We start from the raw sequence: 18,266 nt of genomic DNA, 5'->3' as shown, positions 1-18,266 counted from the left end.
ATTTACAATTTTTGAAATTAATCATGCTTAAAGATTTTATCCGCAGGAGAAAGTATCCTTTTTATAAGCAGCCAGATGCCATGGATTGTGGTCCGGTTTGCCTTAAAATGGTTGCCGGCTATCATGGTAAGAATTTTTCCATGCAGCATTTAAGAAAGCTCTGCAAAATCGGGAAGCAAGGCACTACGATGCTTGATTTAACTGATGCCGCAGAAAACATTGGCTTCAAAACCATGGCTGCAGAATTGGAATTTAATAAACTGAATAGATTGCCCATGCCTTGCATAGTGCACTGGCAAAAAGAACATTATGTGGTGGTTTATGAAGTAAATGATGAATCAGTCTATCTTGCAGATCCGGCGCTTAACAGTAAAATAAAATTAGATACAGCTGCATTTTTATCGGGCTGGAATATTAATGATGATACACAGATTGGCCGGGTATTGTTATTAGAGACAACCCGTTCATTTCATGAAATGGATAGCAAGCCTGAGCATAAAACTTCATTGTGGAACCTGGTTCCTTACCTGAAATTACACCGGAAAGGCTGGTTCCCGATAGCGGTGAGTTTGGCGTTGGCTAGTGGTTTCTCACTCGTGATTCCTTTGCTAACCCAAATGATCGTAGACAAGGGCATTCAAGGAAAAAACACCAATTTGTTATTGCTGATTTGTTTAGGACAGCTCATGCTTTTTTCTGGCCGGATGCTGATGGATTTTGTACGGGGAAGATTGTTATTTAGAATTGGTGCCCGAACGAGCATCACCATGCTGAAAGATTTTCTGGCGAAGCTGATGAAATTGCCCTTTTCATTTTTTGATAACCGGCAGGCGGGAGATAATATGCAGCGTGTGAATGATAATCAGCGCATAGAGGAGTTCCTGACCAATTCACTCATCAATTTTATTTTATCGGCAATTACCTTAATTGTACTTGGTGGCGTTTTGCTTCATTACAACTGGCAGATTTTTCTGCTGTTTATTGTCGGTGCTGGCATCAGCGTAATCTGGTCTAACTCTTTTCAACAGAAGCGAAAAATGATTGATCAGAAAAAGTTTAAGGTACTTTCTGCCAACCAGCAACTGCTCCTGGAAATTTTCTATGCCATGCAGGAAATCAAATTAACGGGGAGTGAAGATGAAAAAAAACAGCTTTGGGAAGGATTACAAGATCAATCTTTCGATCTCAAACTTGAAGCATTGCAACTTGATCAACGGATGCAGGGAGTTGGTGCTTTTATTAATGAGGTTAAGAACGTGCTGATCACTTATGCTGCAGCCATGCTGGTGATCCATGACCAGGTAACATTGGGCGGCATGCTGGCCATCACCTATATCTGTGGACAGTTAAATGCTCCAGTAAATCAGTTGGTGGAATTTTCGAGGGTTTCGCAAAATGCAGCATTCAGTTTATTGCGTATAGATGAAGTGCAACAAGAAACTGAAGAAGATTTTGGTGTGGATGAGGAATTGAATGGGGATGGGCCGGTAGATATTGTGCTGAATCAGGTATCGTTCCAATACGGGGGTAAACACAGTGCACAGGTATTAAAAAATGTCAGTTTGAACATTCCAGCCGGAAAAGTAACAGCTATTGTAGGGACCAGTGGCAGCGGGAAGACAACATTAATTAAGCTTTTACTTAAATTTTATGCTTCTTCCGCAGGCAGCATTGAAGTTGGCACGCAAAAAATCGAAGCCATTAATGCCAGATCATGGCGAAAACATTGCGGTGTAGTGATGCAGGATGGATATGTGTTTATGGATACCATCGCCAATAATATTTTTGCTGGTGCCGAGGTTAAAGATTTTAATCGTCTTCATGAGGCAGCTAAAATGGCCAACATGCATGCTTTTTTTCTGAAAATGCCCTTCGGCTATGAAACCGTTGTGGGTAGAGATGGATTTGGCTTAAGTGAAGGCCAGAAACAACGCTTATTAATCGCCAGAATGATTTACCGTAATCCGGATTACATTTTTCTTGACGAGGCCACTAATTCATTAGATGCACAGAATGAACTTTCCATCGTAAATAATCTCAACACTTTTTTTCAGGGTAAAACGGTGCTGATTGTCGCCCACAGGCTTAGTACGGTAAAAAATGCAGACCAAATTGTGGTGCTTCAGCAAGGTGAAATTAGAGAAGTTGGTACACATCAGCAACTACTTCAAATCAAAGGACACTATTACCACCTGATCAAAAATCAGCTTGAACTCGGCCAATGATCTTCCATTAACCTATAACCATCTTATGTCAGTCAGAATTTTCCCTTATTCCTTAGTTCGATATGCGAATCTTAACCACAATGTATTCAATCAGCTTACATTTCATCAGGGCGAAAAGTTGATAGAAACACACCGTGACCACCTCAAAAAAAGGGAAGAATTAAAAAATACTCTATGTGATGCCTTATTTCCGATCATCAGTGAACAAACCGATGATCAATTGAGGCAACAGTTAATTAATCTTAAAAGAAAAATATTTAATGACAAGCGGGTAGATGCAGAACAATCGACTCTTATTAAAGGATTGAATTCTAAGTCATTATCTGAATCTTTTGAAGCTTACCTCTTAAACGAAACCCTGATTAACAGTTTTTCTGAGGTAAACAAGAAGCTATTTAACCACGAATTAGTATTACATCAAAAAATTGTTCAGCAAATGGCACTAAACCCTGCGTTGCAAAATGGCTTAATGTTATCCAGCCCGGTGCTTTATACCCAACTGAAAAACTTTGTCACAAAAGACCCGGAAAATTTTAAGCAAAAAGAGCTGCGAATGGAATTTAGTGTATTGCGGTATCTCAGCCGGATGGCTTTCAAAACGTCGCCATTTAGCAGTTTTACCTTTACTGGCGTGATGACTACCAGTACTCACCCGGTAAACCATCCAAATAAAAATCCTAAAGTTCAGAGTAAGCTGAAGCTGAACAATATTCTCTTCGAATACTTACGATCCATACTGAGGCAGCATCCGGTATTGAATGAATATTTATTGCTTAAAATTAATATCACAGCAGAAATCAAAGGTGATAAAATACAATTCCTGACTAATTTCAACAACATTGAATCCTTTCAACAATTGCCTGCAAATGGCCTGCAGCTGTTGATTGTCAATTATTTTCATCAAAACCACCAATCAGTTACTTTAGCAGAATTAATCAAATATCTGTCAGAACACGTAGAAAATGCCGTCCACGAAAGCATTAAAGCTTATGTTATAAAATTGATCAACACCGGCTTGTTCGAGACAGGCTTTGGCTTTACAGGGATGGATGAAAACTGGGACGTAAAACTATTGGCGTTTTTTAAATCTGTACCAGAGAAAAACCACTTGGTAAAGCCCTTAATCAGCCTTTTCGAAATATTGCAAGTCCACCGTGAAAGTTATTCAGCAGCAGGAACTGATGAACGCTATGTTCTTTTACAACAGGCAGAAAGAGCAGTGAACAGCACTTTTCTTCCATTACAAAAGGAAGCAAACTTACCATACTATACGAGTGCTGAGGAGAAAAAAATCATCAGAGAAAAAGAATTTCAACATCAAGAGGCCTTTTTAACAAACAACTTTATTCCTTACTATTTCTCGGCACGTAATATTTTTTTTGAAGATTGTTTTACAAGTGAAACTGAAGTATTGTCCGAAAAAGGGATAGCTGAGTTTGCTTCTAAAACCAACGCGCTTGCCAAATTTCTGCTGCCGCTGGATGTGATGCGAAAAGAGCGTATCAAAATGCGCAATTTTTATATCAAGCACTATCCCAAATATGAAAAGATAAAAATCACCGAGTTTTACCGGGATTACTATTTTTATGTTAAAAAGCCCGAAAAGGAGCAGATAAATCAGAATGATCAGGCATTTGCAGATCTAATGCCATGGAAAACAGCTATTCTGGCCAAACTGGAGCAGCAAACGATTTTAAATGATACATTAAACCTGAGTGCTGATTTTTTTGCAGATTTACCTGTTCCACCGGATCTTGGGAAAATATTATCAGCAGGTGCTTTTGTACAATTTTATGCCTGCAAAAAAAAAGACCAGCTTTATGGGGTAATCAATTCGCTTTTACCTGGGATGGGAAAGGTAAGCGGAAGATTTCTGTCTTTGTTTGATTCAAAAATACAGGAAGATTTTATTACTCAGAATGCGTCATTAAATCTAGAAGTAATTAAAGCTGAACTAAATGATGCCTCAACCTTTAACGCAAACATTCACCCTCCTTTGCTCAGTCGCGAGCTGACGCTTCCCTCTGGAAATAATATCTATCCGGCAGATCAGCAAATTAATGTTGGTGATTTAAGGGTTTGCCTTGATTCGGAAACGAACAACCTTAAACTATGGCTAAATGATCATGAACTCTACAGTTATGATTTGAGTTTGGAATCTTTTTATAACCGTTCCAACTTATACCAGTTATTGGCCCACTTTAATCCTGATGCGAGGATTTCATTACAGCCTTTTATCCAGCTGATAGATCAGTATGATCTAGGCAGATTTGCAAATTCAGTGCCTGACGTTTACCTGCTGCCGAGAATCACATTTGAAGAAACAGTAATTATCAGGAGAAAAACATGGAGAATAAAAACTACTGTAATCCCTGTTCAGCAAACAACGGAGGAGGATTTTGATTATTTTATTCGCTTACATAACTGGTTCGAATTGCACAAAATACCAATAAAATTCTTTTTATTTCTAAGAAAACGTGCTTATCAAAACAAGGCTGTAGATGGCGAAATCAACAAAAAAGAGGGCTTGCATGATGACTATAAACCACAATATTTAGCTTTAGATAAGCCACTGTTTGTGTCTATGTTTAAACGACTTTTAGCAAGAGCCGGAAATAACATCACCATAGAAGAGGTACTTCCGGCACCTCTGGAAAGTGGAGTTAAAGAGTATTTAATGCAGTGGTATAATGAATAGCACAATCAACCCCATCAGTTATACCTGGCTTAGTCTGCATATTTATTATACCGGAAATGCTGATGAGCTTCTGAAACAGGCCATTGCCCCGTTCATCAGTCAATGGAAATCTTGTTTTTTTACTGAGTCGCCCTGGTTCTTTATCCGCTATTGGGAAGGAGGAAGTCATATTCGGTTGAGGCTTCATGCCAACCCGTTTTACCATGAACAGATGACCAGTGTTTTATGTAAAGATCTTTGTCATTTTCAAAGCGCATCTTTCAGGGTGGAAAAAGTTCTGTCCGTTGAATACGAGCAGGAAATCAGCCGTTATGGGAACGGGGAAAGTATCGCCTGGGCAGAACAGCATTTTGCCGCTTCATCTACCTATGTTTTAAACTGGTTACTGATGAGGGAAAAAAGCAGTCAGGTTACTTTACAGGCGGTAAAGCTTCACCTGGTTCTATTATTCTGTGCCGGATTAAAGCCTGACAAAATCATCAGGTTATGTGATTTTTTTATAAATGGATGGTTACCAAAACTTTACCGTTCAGATTTTTCTAATGACCATGAAAAGGCATTTTGGCTTCACCAATTTGAGCAGGCATTTTTATCAAAAAAAGAAATTGTTTGCCTGGCAGCTGCTTCTTTCTGGGAAGAACTGGCTACAAACAATCTCCATAATGGTTTAGCAAAATACATGACTTGCAGCCAGAAAGTTATGGATCAGTACCAAACAGCAGAATTTGATGAATTTAAGTTCAAGGAAATTGTTTCAAGCCTGATACACATGACCAATAATCGACTGGGCATTGCCAATCAGGAAGAAGCTTACCTGATGTATGTGATCAAAACCTGCATCGAATATATTTTCCAAGTGTATCATTCAAATTAAAATCTATGTTTACAACTGCTCAGATTGAAGTTTTCATCAATCATCTTCATGAAATAAAAAATGATTTGCGCTTAAATAAAAAAGAAACAGCAGATGAAGCCTGGTGGCCAACGCCTTATTACATCAATCCAGATGAATATGCCTTCCAGGAAAGCTATGATATTTTTAATGGCAATTGCGGCATTGCCTTATTCTTTCTTGAACTTTATCGCTTTGATCAAAGCGAAACGCACATCAGTTTAATTGATAAAATGATGAGCAGAATGATGAAATCTGAGGCCATTCTCAAACCCAGTTTTTTTGCATTCTACACTGGCCTTGGTGGAGTGATTTATACAAATTTAAAAATTTATGAGGTAACAGGAATTCAGAAATACCTGGATAATGCATTGCTTTTAACATTGTCCAACCAGAACCAATTCAGTACGAAATTACTGAAAGCCGATTTATTAAGTGGCTATACAGGTAATTTGCTGGTATTCACTCTACTTTATCACCACAGCCAAAATGAACAAGTTTTACAATTGATCCGTTTGCTCTTAGACCGGTTGATTCAGGAAGCACGGGTATCAGAGATGGGTTTGAAATGGGATTATCATCAATCGAAAAAGGCATACGATAGCATGACCGGGTTTTCTCACGGGGCATCAGGTATTGCATATTGTCTTATGCAATTGAGCATGTATTTCGATGAACCAGGTTTGTTGTATCTGGCGGAAGAAGCGTTGGCTTATGAAATGCAATATTATCATGCCCCGGCGAATAACTGGCTTGATTTGCGGATGGGTAATTATGAACTTTCAAAACCAGACGCACATCTCTGGCAACTGGAAACTTTTATTTCAGATATGGCAGGGGCAAATGCCTGGGCACATGGCGCGGCAGGAGTGGGTTTATCAAGGAGTCTTGCATATGCGCTCACTCAAAAAAACATCTATTCTAAGCAGTGTAACCGGGCACTTGAAAAATGTTTATCAGATCTTCAAAAAAAACCCCGGCCAGATTTCACTTTGGTAAGCGGCTATACCGGAATGATTCCGTTTTTGATGTACAATAAGGACAGAGACGGAATAGCTGATCATATTTGTAATGCGATTGACGGAGCCATTAAACAATATCGAAAAACAAACAGCTACAGCGAATACCTATCATGCGGAGCCGATGATTATGGCCTTTTCTCCGGAAAAGCAGGTGTAGGTTATATGCTTTTACAGCTGATAGCTGGCGATCAATCCGATTCAGTGGCAAAACCAGCTTTACCCAAACCTGCAAAAACAATCAATCTGGAAGGAAGGTTCTCAACGGTTGATATTAAACGGAAGATTTTTTCATCATACTTCAAAAAAACTATTGGAAAACTTGATCTGTTAGGTGTCAGCATTGGTGCACTGTATGAAGTAAAGAATATTGATGAGTTTAGTGAGGTGTTATCTGTCAGAATCAGCCAGATAGAGGGAGCGCATGAAGCAATTATGCAATCATTCCGGTTGGAATCAGAGCTGTTGAAGCTATGGAAACTTCATAAAGGTTATTTTAGTTATCAGCAACGAAACATTTACCTCAAAAAAAATGCAGAAAGTGCCAGTCAAAAATCAGATTCCGATTTCATTGCGCTGAGTTTAAAACTGAATGATCATGTACAATATTTTGGAGAAGATGAAAACGGCAATAAGCTTCTTTTATATAGCCATGAAAGTGGTGTAGAAGAAATTAAAATCGGAATTTTTCCAGCCATCATCGTTAAATCTTTGATCAATGGTAAAATGAAAATAGGCAAATTAATTGATAAAATTACCAGCGAATATTTTAAGCCGGCTACTGAAAAGGAACAAATCAATCAAAAAATTGTGTTGCAAATCCGCCTGTTGATAAAGAGTGGCTTTTTATGTGTTGAAGAATAAACAAGGCGCCAAATTGGCGCCTTGAAATTGAATTAATTAACTAGCAGATTACCGTGGTGCATCTTACCGGTGGGGTATGATGGTCATCTGTTTGTTCTGTGTGCGTAGGTTCTGATACATTACCTAAACCACCTGATAAACGCATCGCAACTTCACTGTCAATACTGGTTACAAAACTTTCTAACTGAAGGTCTTCTAAGCTCAATGTGATTTTTTCTGATTGATTTTTCATAACATAAGTGATTAAATATGATGCCTACTGGTGGTTACGGGGTTTCGGCTTATCCCCGGTTGCAACAGCACTAAGATATACAATTGCAACTATGTTGCAAAATAAAAAATCTATTTATCGCTACATTGTTGCAATAAAATATAAGCCGACCAGATTTGTTACAAACGTAACGCATTTGCTTAATAGGAGACAGGAAGAAAATGAAGAGATCAAGAAGAAAGGCAAGCTATTTTCGCTTTCCAGATGCGATGAATACAATAACACCAGCCACTAAAATAATACCACCTGCGTAAGGAGGCCAGTTCACAGACTTTTGTCTGTCTGCAGAAATTTGAATTGGACCCGCATCCACTATCTTTTCTTTTTTAGTATAGGAGAAGCCGGTCCAGATCAGCATGGCAATGCCAGCAATGATTAATATGAGTCCAACAGTTCTGTTCATGACGTTATAAATTGGTTAAAAACTAAACAGCCCGCTTAACTTTATGTTTTATTCGTCAAAGAAATCTACCAGACCGCCAAGAAAATATTCATCTATTCCTTCGGTAAAGTCTTTATAATCCGCATCTGGGATATTGGTCTGCTTAAACTCTAAAGAAGTACCTTTTTTGTCTTCATGAAGTTTGATGGTTACAATGGAAGGTTCAGCATCTTCGCCGAAATACCATTGTTGCACAATTCTTTTATTGGTTTCAAATTCCAGGTTTTTACCAACGATATCACCATCCCAGAAAGAAAATTCGGTGTCTGGTTTTTCCTCAAATTCTACTTCAGCACCAGTCCAGAGCTTAATGCTGATATCTTTGGTCAGTGCTAAATAAACTTCTTCAGGTGTTGCAGGTATGTAGGTATATTTTTTAAAATCTTTCATTAACTTAATTTTTAAATCTTTTGTTATTTAAACGCATTCAATCCGGTCACATCCATTCCTGTAATCAGTAGGTGAATATCATGCGTTCCTTCGTAGGTTACCACCGATTCGAGGTTCATCATGTGACGCATTATCGAATATTCACCGGTGATGCCCATTCCGCCAAGCATCTGGCGGGCGTTGCGGGCAATATCCAATGCAATCTCTACACTGTTTCGTTTAGCCATTGATATTTGTTCAGCCGTAGCGCGGTTTTCGCTTTTTAGCGTACCCAGGCGCCAAACCAACAACTGACCTTTGGTAATTTCAGTCACCATTTCGGCCAGTTTCTTTTGTTGAAGCTGAAAACCGCCAATTGGTTTTCCGAACTGAACACGCTCCTTTGAGTAACGTAAAGCAGTATCATAACAATCCATCGCTGCACCTAAGGCGCCCCATGCAATGCCATAACGCGCCTGATTTAAACAACCTAATGGTCCTTTTAATCCACTGATTTCCGGAAAAACATTTTCTTTCGGAATCTGAACATTATCGAAAACAAGTTCGCCTGTTGCAGATGCACGTAAGCTCCATTTGTTGTGCGTTTCGGGTGTAGAAAATCCCTCCATTCCTCGCTCTACAACCATCCCACGAATTTTACCAGCCTCATCTTTAGCCCAAACCACAGCAATATCCGCAAAGGGCGCATTACTGATCCACATTTTAGCACCATTTAATATATAATGAGTGCCGGCATCTTTAATATTCGTTACCATCCCGCCAGGGTTTGAACCATGATCGGGTTCAGTTAATCCAAAACAGCCCATCATTTCACCACTGGCTAATTTTGGAAGATATTTTTTACGCTGTTCCTCAGTTCCATAAGCATAAATCGGATACATCACCAAAGAACCCTGAACGGAGGCCGTAGAGCGAATCCCGGAGTCGCCACGTTCAATTTCCTGCATCAGGATTCCATAAGCGGTATAATCCAAACCTGCGCCGCCATATTCCACCGGAATAGTTGGTCCGAATGCACCGATTTCTGCTAAACCTTTAATTAAATGTTTAGGAAATTCTGCCCGTTGCGCATAATCTTCTATGATCGGACTGACTTCCTTTTTTACCCATTCCCTTGCGGTAGAACGAATTAATTTATGTTCGTCGGTTAATAATTCATCCAATAAATAGTAATCTGGTGCCTCATAAAGGTCTTTTTTTGCTGATTTGCTCATATCATTCTTATACGCTGGTTAAGAAATAGCTTTCCTTTCAAAGGTAACAATTTACGGTAAGGGGCGTGATATTCATGAATAAAAATTTAATTTTGCAGCATACAAAACATACATGAATCAATTCAAACAAACCGTTGCCCTAAAAGATATCAAATGCTTTGCGCTGCACGGTTATTATCCGGAAGAACAGTTAACCGGAAATCATTTTATAATCGATCTGGAAACGGAATTTACACCTCAGGGCTTTGATGATGAACTTGCTCAAACCGTTAACTATGAAGATTTAAATACTATTGTTTTGAATGAAATGAAAAATACGCAAAAGCTTCTGGAAACGGTTTTAAAAAATATTATTTCCAAAGTGATCGATATTTATCCCTTTGTGCAACATGTAAGTGTGAGTGTAAAAAAATTAAACCCGCCAATGCCCGGACAAATTGGGCATTCTTTTGTACAGTTATCCTATAATTCAGCCCGATAAAATGATTTTTACCAAAATAAATGCCGCAATTTTAGCTGAAATTAAATCAGCCCTGGGTGATGAAAAGGTTTTTACTGATGCAGAAAGTTTAAATCAATACAGTCATGATGAAACGGAAGATTTACATTTTCAACCGGAGGTGGTGGTAAAGCCAACCTCTCCCGAAGAAGTGTCTGCTTTGCTCAAGATCTGTAACCACCATCATGTTCCGGTAACGCCACGAGGTGGGGGAACGGGCTTAAGCGGTGCTGCTCTGCCGATTTTTGGTGGTATTTCCTTATCCATGGAAAAGTTTAAATCTATCATCAATATCGATACTGAAAACTTGCAGGCAACAGTTGAACCTGGTGTGATTACAGAAGATTTTATTAATGCAGTAGCAGAACAGGGATTGCTTTATCCGGTAGACCCGAGTAGTAAAGGTTCTTGCTTTATTGGAGGAAATGTGGCACATGGTTCTGGCGGACCAAGGGTAGTAAAATACGGAACCATCCGTGAATACATTTTAAACCTGGAAGTGGTTTTGCCTAATGGAGACATCATCTGGACAGGTGCCAATACGTTAAAATATGCATCAGGCTATAACCTGACGCAACTTATGATTGGATCAGAAGGTACTTTGGGGGTGGTAACCAAAATCGTGACCAAGCTTTTACCAAAACCTGGTCAGTCTGTTTTAATGATGGGATCTTTCAGTACCAATGAGGATGCCTGTGCAGCGGTTTCGGCCATTTTTAGAGCTGGAATTACGCCATCGGCCCTGGAATTTATGGAACGGAAAGGAGTGGAGTGGGTAATTCAATTTGACGATATCAAATTTGATTTGAAAGATGAAGTGGCCGCCTTATTAATGATTGAGTTTGATGGCGATGATTTGGATGATATTTTTAAGAATTGTGAGAAAGCAAACATCGTTTTGGAAGAACACAATTGTACTGAAGTATTATTTGCAGATACTGCAGCTCAAAAGGAAGAATTGTGGCGGATGCGCAGAACAATGGCTGAATCGGTTAAGGCCAATTCTGTTTATAAAGAAGAAGATACGGTCGTTCCTCGTGCAGCATTACCAAAATTAATCAGCGGAATTAAAGAAATTGGTTCTAAATATGGCTTCGAAAGCGTTTGTTATGGTCATGCCGGCGATGGAAACCTGCACGTGAATATTATTAAAGCTGGGATGAGCGATGAAGACTGGAAAGATAAACTGAAATTTGGTATTACTGAAATTTTTGAATTGACAACAGCTTTAGGCGGAACATTATCCGGTGAACATGGAATTGGCTTGGTTCAAAAAGAATTTATGCCCATCAAATATTCTGAAATTCATTTAAACCTGATGCGGGGTATTAAAAGTGTTTTTGATCCGAATGGAATTTTAAATCCCGGAAAGATTATGCCAGATTAATGTAGTTCGTCACCCTGAACTTGATTCAGGGGCTTAATATGTTTTATCATCATTAAGATGCTGAAACAAAATTCAGCACAACGACTTACTTTTAAGTTAACTGCTCAAACCCCAGCATCTTTTGTTTTTCAGCTTCAGGTATGGTTGTCGGTCTTTTGGTATTATAGTCAACCGCAATACAAACCGTTTTGCCTTTACTGCAAATTATTTCTTCAGTGCCCTTAAGTTTTACAATTTGATATTCCAAATCGAAACTGGTTAGTCCAATCCTCGAAGTTTTAACATGAACTGCAATTTTATCATGCATGACAATTGGTAAAATATAATCCAGTTCAGCATGAGCGATTACAATTCCTGTTTTCTTCCAATCCCATTTTACAATCTCTTCCCAATACTTGGTTCTGGCTATTTCCAGGTAAGTAAAGTATACAGAATTATTTACATGGCCCATCATATCAAAGTCTATAAACCGCAAGTGAATATTAGTTTTATAGTTGAATTTGTCTGAAAAAGATCTTATTTCTGACAATTTGTCTTTGTTGTTTGTAAATTTTTGCCATAATGTCTTTAAAATCATAAAATTTTGGTTTGGTATATAAGTTGAATAAGGGTTAATATCAATTAAAAAAATAACAATTAGAGATATGACACTTGTAAATTTTAACAACAGAACCCGCAACACAGCTCCTTACTTTAACAATGTTTTTGATTCATTGTTTAGCGACGCTGTAACTAAAAACAAAATGATCAGCCAGTCACCAAACGTCAATATTTACGAAAATGAAATGGCTTATGTAATTGAATTGGCTGCGCCGGGATTAAAAAAAGAAGATTTTCAGATCAACCTGAAAAAAGACACACTTTCTGTTTGGGCAGAAGTTAAAAAGGACGAAACCCAGGTAGCCAAAGATTTTACCCGTAGAGAATTTGACTACAGCTCATTTGCACGCTCATTTAATTTGCCAGATACTGCAGATGGTGATAACATCAGTGCTGAATATAAAGATGGAATTTTAAACATCAACATCAGTAAAAAGGATGATGCTAAATTGAAACACAGGGAAATTGTAGTATCATAATATCTAGAATTCCTGAAAAGGATTCATCATAGTTTAGGTTTTATAAGGTTAGTACCGGATGGTGCTAACCTTATTTTATTTTAGGATATAGATTATAGAAAAGTTCATTATGAACCGTAATTAAACAAATAGGCCAATAATACCAATGAACTAATGATTTTTATTATTTTTGCGCCATGGCAAGAGAAATCCTGGATACTAAACGTAAAGCATTAAAAATAAACCTCGATCCCAGAATTTACGGTACCTTCGCCGAGATCGGTGCCGGACAGGAAGTTTCCAGGAACTTCTTTAACGCCGGTGCAGCATCCGGAACAGTAGCCAAAACCATGTCGGCTTATGACATGACTTTTAGTGATGCCATTTATGGTGCAGAATCAAACGGACGATATGTTTCCCAGAACAGGCTCCTTCAGATGCTTGATCATGAATTTGGTTTATTGAATGAGCGGCTATCTGGTGAGAAATATGAAAGCAGAACCTTCTTTGCCTTTGCCGATACGGTAACCACGCTCAATTATAAACGTACGAATGAACCTCACGGATGGGTGGGTATTCGCTTTCAGAATGAACCCGGAGGTTTGCCAAATGAAATATTCTTTCACGTCCGATTGCTGGATACAGATGTTAATATGCAGCAACGTGTACTGGGAATTATTGGGGTGAATTTGCTTTACGCTGCTTTTTATCATTATCAGGATCCGAAGTTAATGGTTGAATCTTTAGCGGATAACCTTACCATAGGCTCGGTAGAAATAGATTTAATTTCCGTTAAAGGCCCCGCCTTTCCTGAAGTAGATAATATCTTGCTTAATCTTTACATGATTATGAAAGATTTTTCAGCAGCAGCCATTTTTGATGCTGATGCACATCCCCGCCAGGCTAAGGATTTATTATATAAGAAGGATATCATGATTTTGAGAACCAAATACGGCCAGAAATCATTGCCAAACTTCAATCTGTTTAATAAGGCCACCGATCAGTTTAAACGTACCAATCAGGTAGAGGAGGGGAATCTCGCGGTGATGATTGAAGTTTTATTAACCAATGTTTTAACTGATGAACAGGAAACACCTGATGATATTGACCTGGAATCAGTGGCTAAACGTGCGCAGGAAATGTGCGATACGGGTAATATTGTGATTGTATCCAACTTTACCAGGCACAATCGTTTAGCCAAATACCTGGCCCGGTGTAAACCCAAAAGCGTAGGTTTAGCAACAAACATTAACAACCTGAAATTTGTATTTAACTCCACTAATTTTAAAGGCGAGAATTATTCCGGTCAGCTTTTAAGCTACGTGAATGATATGTTTAATACGAATGTCCGGTTATTTGCTTATCCTTATCTTGATAAAAAGACAAATGAGGTGGTTACTACTTCCAATATGCCTGTTACTCCAGAAGCGAAGCCTTTATTTGATTTCCTGCTGATTAACAATTATATCACAGACATTGAAGATTATGCAGAAGATGAAGTGAAAACGGTTTAGCATTATTTATCGCCATAATGACCTAGACCAGAGACAATAGTAACGGTAAGGATGTATTCTTTTAATAGGTGCTTTGTCGCCAGATTTAAATTGAACTTCCAAATCTTTCTTTGGCTTGTTTTTCAACTGCTATAAAATATTCCTCATATATTTTTGGAATCTTTAATCCTGATAACATTGCCTTTTTCAGCACTTTTCATACTTGCTTTTATTTTTGCTACGAATTCGGGATTATAAGGGCTTTCATCTTTCTTTTGAAAAGGAACATTTAAACAAAATTCAATCTTAAATATGCTCATTTGATATCTTAACAAATTCAGATGCCAAGAGTTGAGTTAAACTGTTCTTAATACTGAGCCAAGCTCGTTCACTTCTAACACATGATTTACACCGCATTTTAGCGCATAATTATTTCGCTGGTGACCAACAGGGAAATCAAAAGCAATAGGGTATTTGTATTCTGTAACTTTCTCAAGAACAATTTCGTAGATGGTTTTACCAAACTCTTCGTCTGCATCATCAGGTTTAACTTTAAAGCCACCGATAATGAGCGCTTTTAAATTTTTCAGTTTACCACTTCTTTTTAAATTCCAAAGCATCCGGTCAATGCTGTAAAGGTACTCGCCCGTATCTTCAATAAACAGCATTTTATCTTTGGTATCTAAATCAGAATCAGTTCCGGCCAATGTTTCAATGATGCTTAAATTACCGCCGACTAAAATTCCATCAACCTTTCCTAACCGATTGTTTGAATTAGCCGGGGCAGCATAACCCATTTGCTCACCCGTTAATGCACTTTTTATGGATAAAATGGTTTCAATCTGAATGGGTTCGGCCTTTGCCCAGTTATCCGGGAAACTGTTGCACATTTTCGCATGAATTGAGGCAATGCCATAATTCTTAGTCAGATGGCAATGCAGCACAGTGATATCGCTAAAGCCGATAATCCATTTAGGCCATTTCTTAAATGATGAAAAATCAAGCTGATCAATAATCCGGATAAAACCATAACCTCCACGGGCACACATAATGGCCTTAATACCTGGATCATCGAGCATTTTTTGAAAATCAGCTAACCTTTCTTTATCAGTTCCGCCATAGGTAAAATCACGTTTCCCAATAGTTTCGCCAATTTTAATCTGGAACCCCCAGCTTTGCATAAGCAGAACTGATGGCTGAATTTGTTCAGCATTGATATAACCTGCAGGACTGGTGATACCGATCATGTCACCTTGTTTTAGATACGGTGGAATTTTAAAAGATGAACCTTCATTTGCAACTGTTTTAGCTAATGTTTTAAATGCAGGCATGACCGTTGCAGCAGCAATAAATGAAGAAAGAAAATGTTTTCTGTTCACAATTATGGGAATTGATTTCGTACAACGAATATAAGCCTTTAAAAATTTGCACAAAAGAAAAGGGATTCATATCCATAAATCCCTTTTTTAAACCAAACAAATTAATCTGTAATAGATTAGTATAATGTGAATTATATAGATAACCATGAATAAAATAAAATGTTTTGCCTTAAAAAAAATATTTTAGATTTTACAACCAGAAGAAATAAAGGATTTACTTCTCAATAAAACTATCCTGAAATCTTTTTATTCAAAATGAAACCTTAAGGTCAAGGTATTTACATCATCTAGCTGAATTTCTTTAAAAAAGTTAAGGCTATCCATCGCGAATAGCCTTTGCTAACAACAAAACAAATATAAGATAACCAAATCTTGCCTGATTTGAGCATAATCAGGTTTTAAGTGCTTGAGATACACTTAGCGGCCTAGTAATGGATTCGAACCATTGTACATGGGTTTATGAAACCCCAACCTTCCAATCGGTCAACTGGCCGTATTTATTAAACTGATTTAAGCGCTAAAAAATCACTCAGTTCTTTTACCTGTTCATCATTTAAAGTATCTTCATCTTTTATTTTTTTCTGATCTTTCACTTGAGAAGTTATGACCTCAATCAAGTTTGGATATTCAGCTATGGCAGGATATTGAAAATAAACAGACATCACTTGAGTTTTTAATGGTTTAACACTTGTTTAGTTAATGATTATATATGCAAATATAAAAATTAGTATATAATATCTATAGATTTTATAGTCTTTTGTAGTTGTGTTTAATTAACTTACTGATTTACAGATAAATAAAATTTTAATTATTTCAATATTCGATAGATTTAATAGGCAAGTTAATGATAGCCATTCCAATATGCCTTTGAAATGAAGGCGATTAAGTATTAAAGTTTCGTATAATTTGAGTGTATACCTTTCGGGGTCTTTAAATTCAGTTTCTGAAAAGCTAATTATTTTAAGGATATTTGCAATTTCAAACATTAAAATAATAAGCGTGTCATTAGATAAATTAAAACTTAGCAAACCACTGGTTGCTGCCATGACTGATGCAGGATTTTTAACGCCAAAAGAAATCCAGGTCAAAACCATGTCCAGAATTTTAGGTGGTCAGGATGTTATTGCAGTAGGACCAGAGGGTTCGGGGAAAACAACAACTTATGTTTTAGCTACTTTAATGAAGTTGAAATATGCTTTTGAAGAAGCACCAAGAGCTTTAATCCTCGTTCCTGATGCTGAACATGTAGATCATGTGCTGGAACAATTTAATTTATTAAACAGAAATAAAACTTTCAGAATTTTAGGCATCGATAGCCGTGGAGCAGTTGATGCACAAATGAATGAGATCACTGATGGTTGTGATATCATCGTGGCTGTTCCAGACAGGGCACGCGCCTTATACCTCAAACTTGCACTTAATACCAACAAAATTCAGTTATTTATCGTTGATAACGCCGAATTAATTGTTAAAAAGGGCTTGCAATTACCTGTTGTTGAATTGGCAAACAGTGCTTATAAATCTCAACATGTTGTGTTTACAGAGGTAATGCATGAAAAATTAAATCATATGATATCACCTTTCATGAAAGATTCAACCACTACGATTGAAGTGGATGAGATCGGCGAAAAGCAGGCAGAGGTGTATCAGCAAATGTTATATCAGGTTCCTAATTTTAGAACGAAACTGAATTTGTTAACCCTGTTAATGAACGATACTGAGTTTTTTGATAAAGTAGTGGTATTTGTTAATACGCGATTAACAGCACAAACCGTTTACAAAAACTTCAATCATGCCAATGATGAGGAATATGCGATTTACCGGTCACTGTTTTTTGATGATAAGGGTTATGATGATATTGAAGATTTTAAGTCCAACCCAAATTCAAGAGTACTCATCGTAGCTAACGAAAATCTGGATAGTATTGATATTCAAGGTATTCCTTTTATTATTCATTTTGAATTACCGGAGCAAAAGGAAACCTTAATCCAGCGGATCATTAAGCATGAAGATGAAGAAGTGGTTGCCATTACTTTCTCAACAGATATTGAACTGAGTGAAGTAAAAAAGATTGAGCAGGCCATTGGCCAGCGGATGGATGTCATGGAATTACCGGAAGATTTGAAAATAGTTGATCCCACCACCAAACCGAAGAAAAAGAAGGGGGATGATGAAGAAGAGCAGTCTGAACGAGGCGCTGCATTTCACGAAAAGAAAGCGAGTAACCTAAAAAACTACAACTATAGCGCAGGTACTAAAGCTAAAATGACCTACAAAAATAAAAAGGGATTATCTTAATTGGCCATGGCCAGTGAGATGGCGAAAAGTTTAAAACACAAAAAGCCCCGATTTTCATCGGGGCTTTTCTATTTCATTTTACTGTTGACTAGTATAATGTAAATTCTACACGACGGTTTTCCTGACGACCAGTCGCA

At 37.7% G+C, this 18,266-nt stretch carries 17 protein-coding genes and 1 tRNA gene; 9 read left to right on the top strand and 9 right to left on the bottom strand.

What is annotated here, in order from left to right:
- The first annotated feature begins 23 nt into the window (after window positions 1–23).
- Genes OQ267_RS20700 through OQ267_RS20685 form a run of 4 tightly spaced genes read left to right on the top strand, consistent with a single transcriptional unit; the run spans window position 24 to window position 7,698 of the window.
- A complete protein-coding gene (locus OQ267_RS20700) occupies window positions 24–2,225 on the top strand; it encodes a peptidase domain-containing ABC transporter (protein ID WP_265837859.1) in 2,202 nt (733 codons plus the stop codon).
- Window positions 2,226–2,250: 25 nt separating this feature from the next.
- A complete protein-coding gene (locus OQ267_RS20695) occupies window positions 2,251–4,923 on the top strand; it encodes a lantibiotic dehydratase (protein WP_265837857.1) in 2,673 nt (890 codons plus the stop codon).
- Complete coding sequence (locus tag OQ267_RS20690) at window positions 4,916–5,797, top strand: thiopeptide-type bacteriocin biosynthesis protein (protein ID WP_265837855.1); 882 nt, start codon at window positions 4,916–4,918, stop codon at window positions 5,795–5,797. Before OQ267_RS20695 ends, OQ267_RS20690 begins: the two co-directional genes overlap by 8 nt.
- 5 nt (window positions 5,798–5,802) lie before the next feature.
- Window positions 5,803–7,698, top strand: a complete 1,896-nt coding sequence (locus OQ267_RS20685) for a lanthionine synthetase LanC family protein (protein WP_265837853.1) — start codon at window positions 5,803–5,805, stop codon at window positions 7,696–7,698.
- 40 nt (window positions 7,699–7,738) lie between these two features.
- Here the strand turns inward: OQ267_RS20685 and OQ267_RS20680 are convergent, their stop codons facing one another.
- From OQ267_RS20680 to OQ267_RS20665, 4 genes are all read right to left on the bottom strand, one after another.
- Entirely contained in the window at window positions 7,739–7,930 is a 192-nt protein-coding gene (locus tag OQ267_RS20680; protein WP_088302624.1) for a pinensin family lanthipeptide, read from the bottom strand.
- 226 nt (window positions 7,931–8,156) lie between these two features.
- On the bottom strand, window positions 8,157–8,372 hold the full coding sequence (locus OQ267_RS20675) for a hypothetical protein (protein WP_265817883.1): 216 nt from the start codon (window positions 8,370–8,372) through the stop codon (window positions 8,157–8,159).
- A 48-nt stretch (window positions 8,373–8,420) separates the two neighbouring features.
- Window positions 8,421–8,801: an SRPBCC domain-containing protein gene (locus OQ267_RS20670; RefSeq protein WP_088302622.1), complete on the bottom strand. Its 381-nt coding sequence runs from the start codon at window positions 8,799–8,801 to the stop codon at window positions 8,421–8,423.
- A gap of 23 nt (window positions 8,802–8,824) precedes the next feature.
- The gene (locus OQ267_RS20665) at window positions 8,825–10,015 is read right to left on the bottom strand and encodes an acyl-CoA dehydrogenase family protein (RefSeq protein ID WP_088302620.1); all 1,191 of its coding nucleotides are present in this window, start codon (window positions 10,013–10,015) and stop codon (window positions 8,825–8,827) included.
- A gap of 112 nt (window positions 10,016–10,127) precedes the next feature.
- Between OQ267_RS20665 and folB the strand changes: the two genes are divergently transcribed.
- Together folB and OQ267_RS20655 are read left to right on the top strand one after the other, a co-directional pair.
- Window positions 10,128–10,496, top strand: a complete 369-nt coding sequence (gene folB, locus OQ267_RS20660; RefSeq protein WP_088302617.1) for a dihydroneopterin aldolase — start codon at window positions 10,128–10,130, stop codon at window positions 10,494–10,496.
- A 1-nt stretch (window position 10,497) separates the two neighbouring features.
- The gene (locus tag OQ267_RS20655; protein WP_265837850.1) at window positions 10,498–11,901 is read left to right on the top strand and encodes an FAD-binding oxidoreductase; all 1,404 of its coding nucleotides are present in this window, start codon (window positions 10,498–10,500) and stop codon (window positions 11,899–11,901) included.
- A gap of 91 nt (window positions 11,902–11,992) precedes the next feature.
- On the opposite strand, the gene OQ267_RS20650 is transcribed toward OQ267_RS20655, so the two are convergent.
- Window positions 11,993–12,478: an acyl-CoA thioesterase gene (locus OQ267_RS20650; RefSeq protein ID WP_265837848.1), complete on the bottom strand. Its 486-nt coding sequence runs from the start codon at window positions 12,476–12,478 to the stop codon at window positions 11,993–11,995.
- Window positions 12,479–12,545: 67 nt separating this feature from the next.
- Between OQ267_RS20650 and OQ267_RS20645 the strand changes: the two genes are divergently transcribed.
- Window positions 12,546–12,980, top strand: a complete 435-nt coding sequence (locus OQ267_RS20645) for an Hsp20/alpha crystallin family protein (RefSeq protein ID WP_265837847.1) — start codon at window positions 12,546–12,548, stop codon at window positions 12,978–12,980.
- Between the two features lie 176 nt (window positions 12,981–13,156).
- A complete protein-coding gene (locus tag OQ267_RS20640) occupies window positions 13,157–14,473 on the top strand; it encodes a nicotinamide mononucleotide adenylyltransferase (RefSeq protein ID WP_265837845.1) in 1,317 nt (438 codons plus the stop codon).
- Window positions 14,474–14,616: 143 nt separating this feature from the next.
- Here OQ267_RS20640 and OQ267_RS22605 read toward each other — a convergent pair whose 3' ends face one another.
- From OQ267_RS22605 to OQ267_RS20625, 4 genes are all read right to left on the bottom strand, one after another.
- Window positions 14,617–14,772, bottom strand: a complete 156-nt coding sequence (locus tag OQ267_RS22605) for a DUF2683 family protein (protein ID WP_416348675.1) — start codon at window positions 14,770–14,772, stop codon at window positions 14,617–14,619.
- A gap of 36 nt (window positions 14,773–14,808) precedes the next feature.
- Entirely contained in the window at window positions 14,809–15,831 is a 1,023-nt protein-coding gene (locus OQ267_RS20635; protein WP_265837844.1) for a S66 peptidase family protein, read from the bottom strand.
- 421 nt (window positions 15,832–16,252) lie between these two features.
- A tRNA-Met gene (locus OQ267_RS20630) sits at window positions 16,253–16,324 on the bottom strand.
- A 7-nt stretch (window positions 16,325–16,331) separates the two neighbouring features.
- Window positions 16,332–16,493 (bottom strand): hypothetical protein, encoded by a 162-nt coding sequence (locus OQ267_RS20625; protein ID WP_265837843.1) that lies wholly within the window; start codon window positions 16,491–16,493, stop codon window positions 16,332–16,334.
- Window positions 16,494–16,830: 337 nt separating this feature from the next.
- On the opposite strand from OQ267_RS20625, the gene OQ267_RS20620 reads away from it, so the two are divergent.
- Window positions 16,831–18,129, top strand: coding sequence for a DEAD/DEAH box helicase (locus OQ267_RS20620; RefSeq protein WP_265837842.1), 1,299 nt, complete (start codon window positions 16,831–16,833; stop codon window positions 18,127–18,129).
- Window positions 18,130–18,266: the final 137 nt, after the last annotated feature.

The sequence above is a fragment of the Pedobacter sp. MR22-3 genome (assembly GCF_026240075.1).
In the GTDB taxonomy this organism is placed as follows: Bacteria; Bacteroidota; Bacteroidia; order Sphingobacteriales; family Sphingobacteriaceae; genus Pedobacter.
This window is presented reverse-complemented; position numbering and strand designations above follow the sequence as displayed.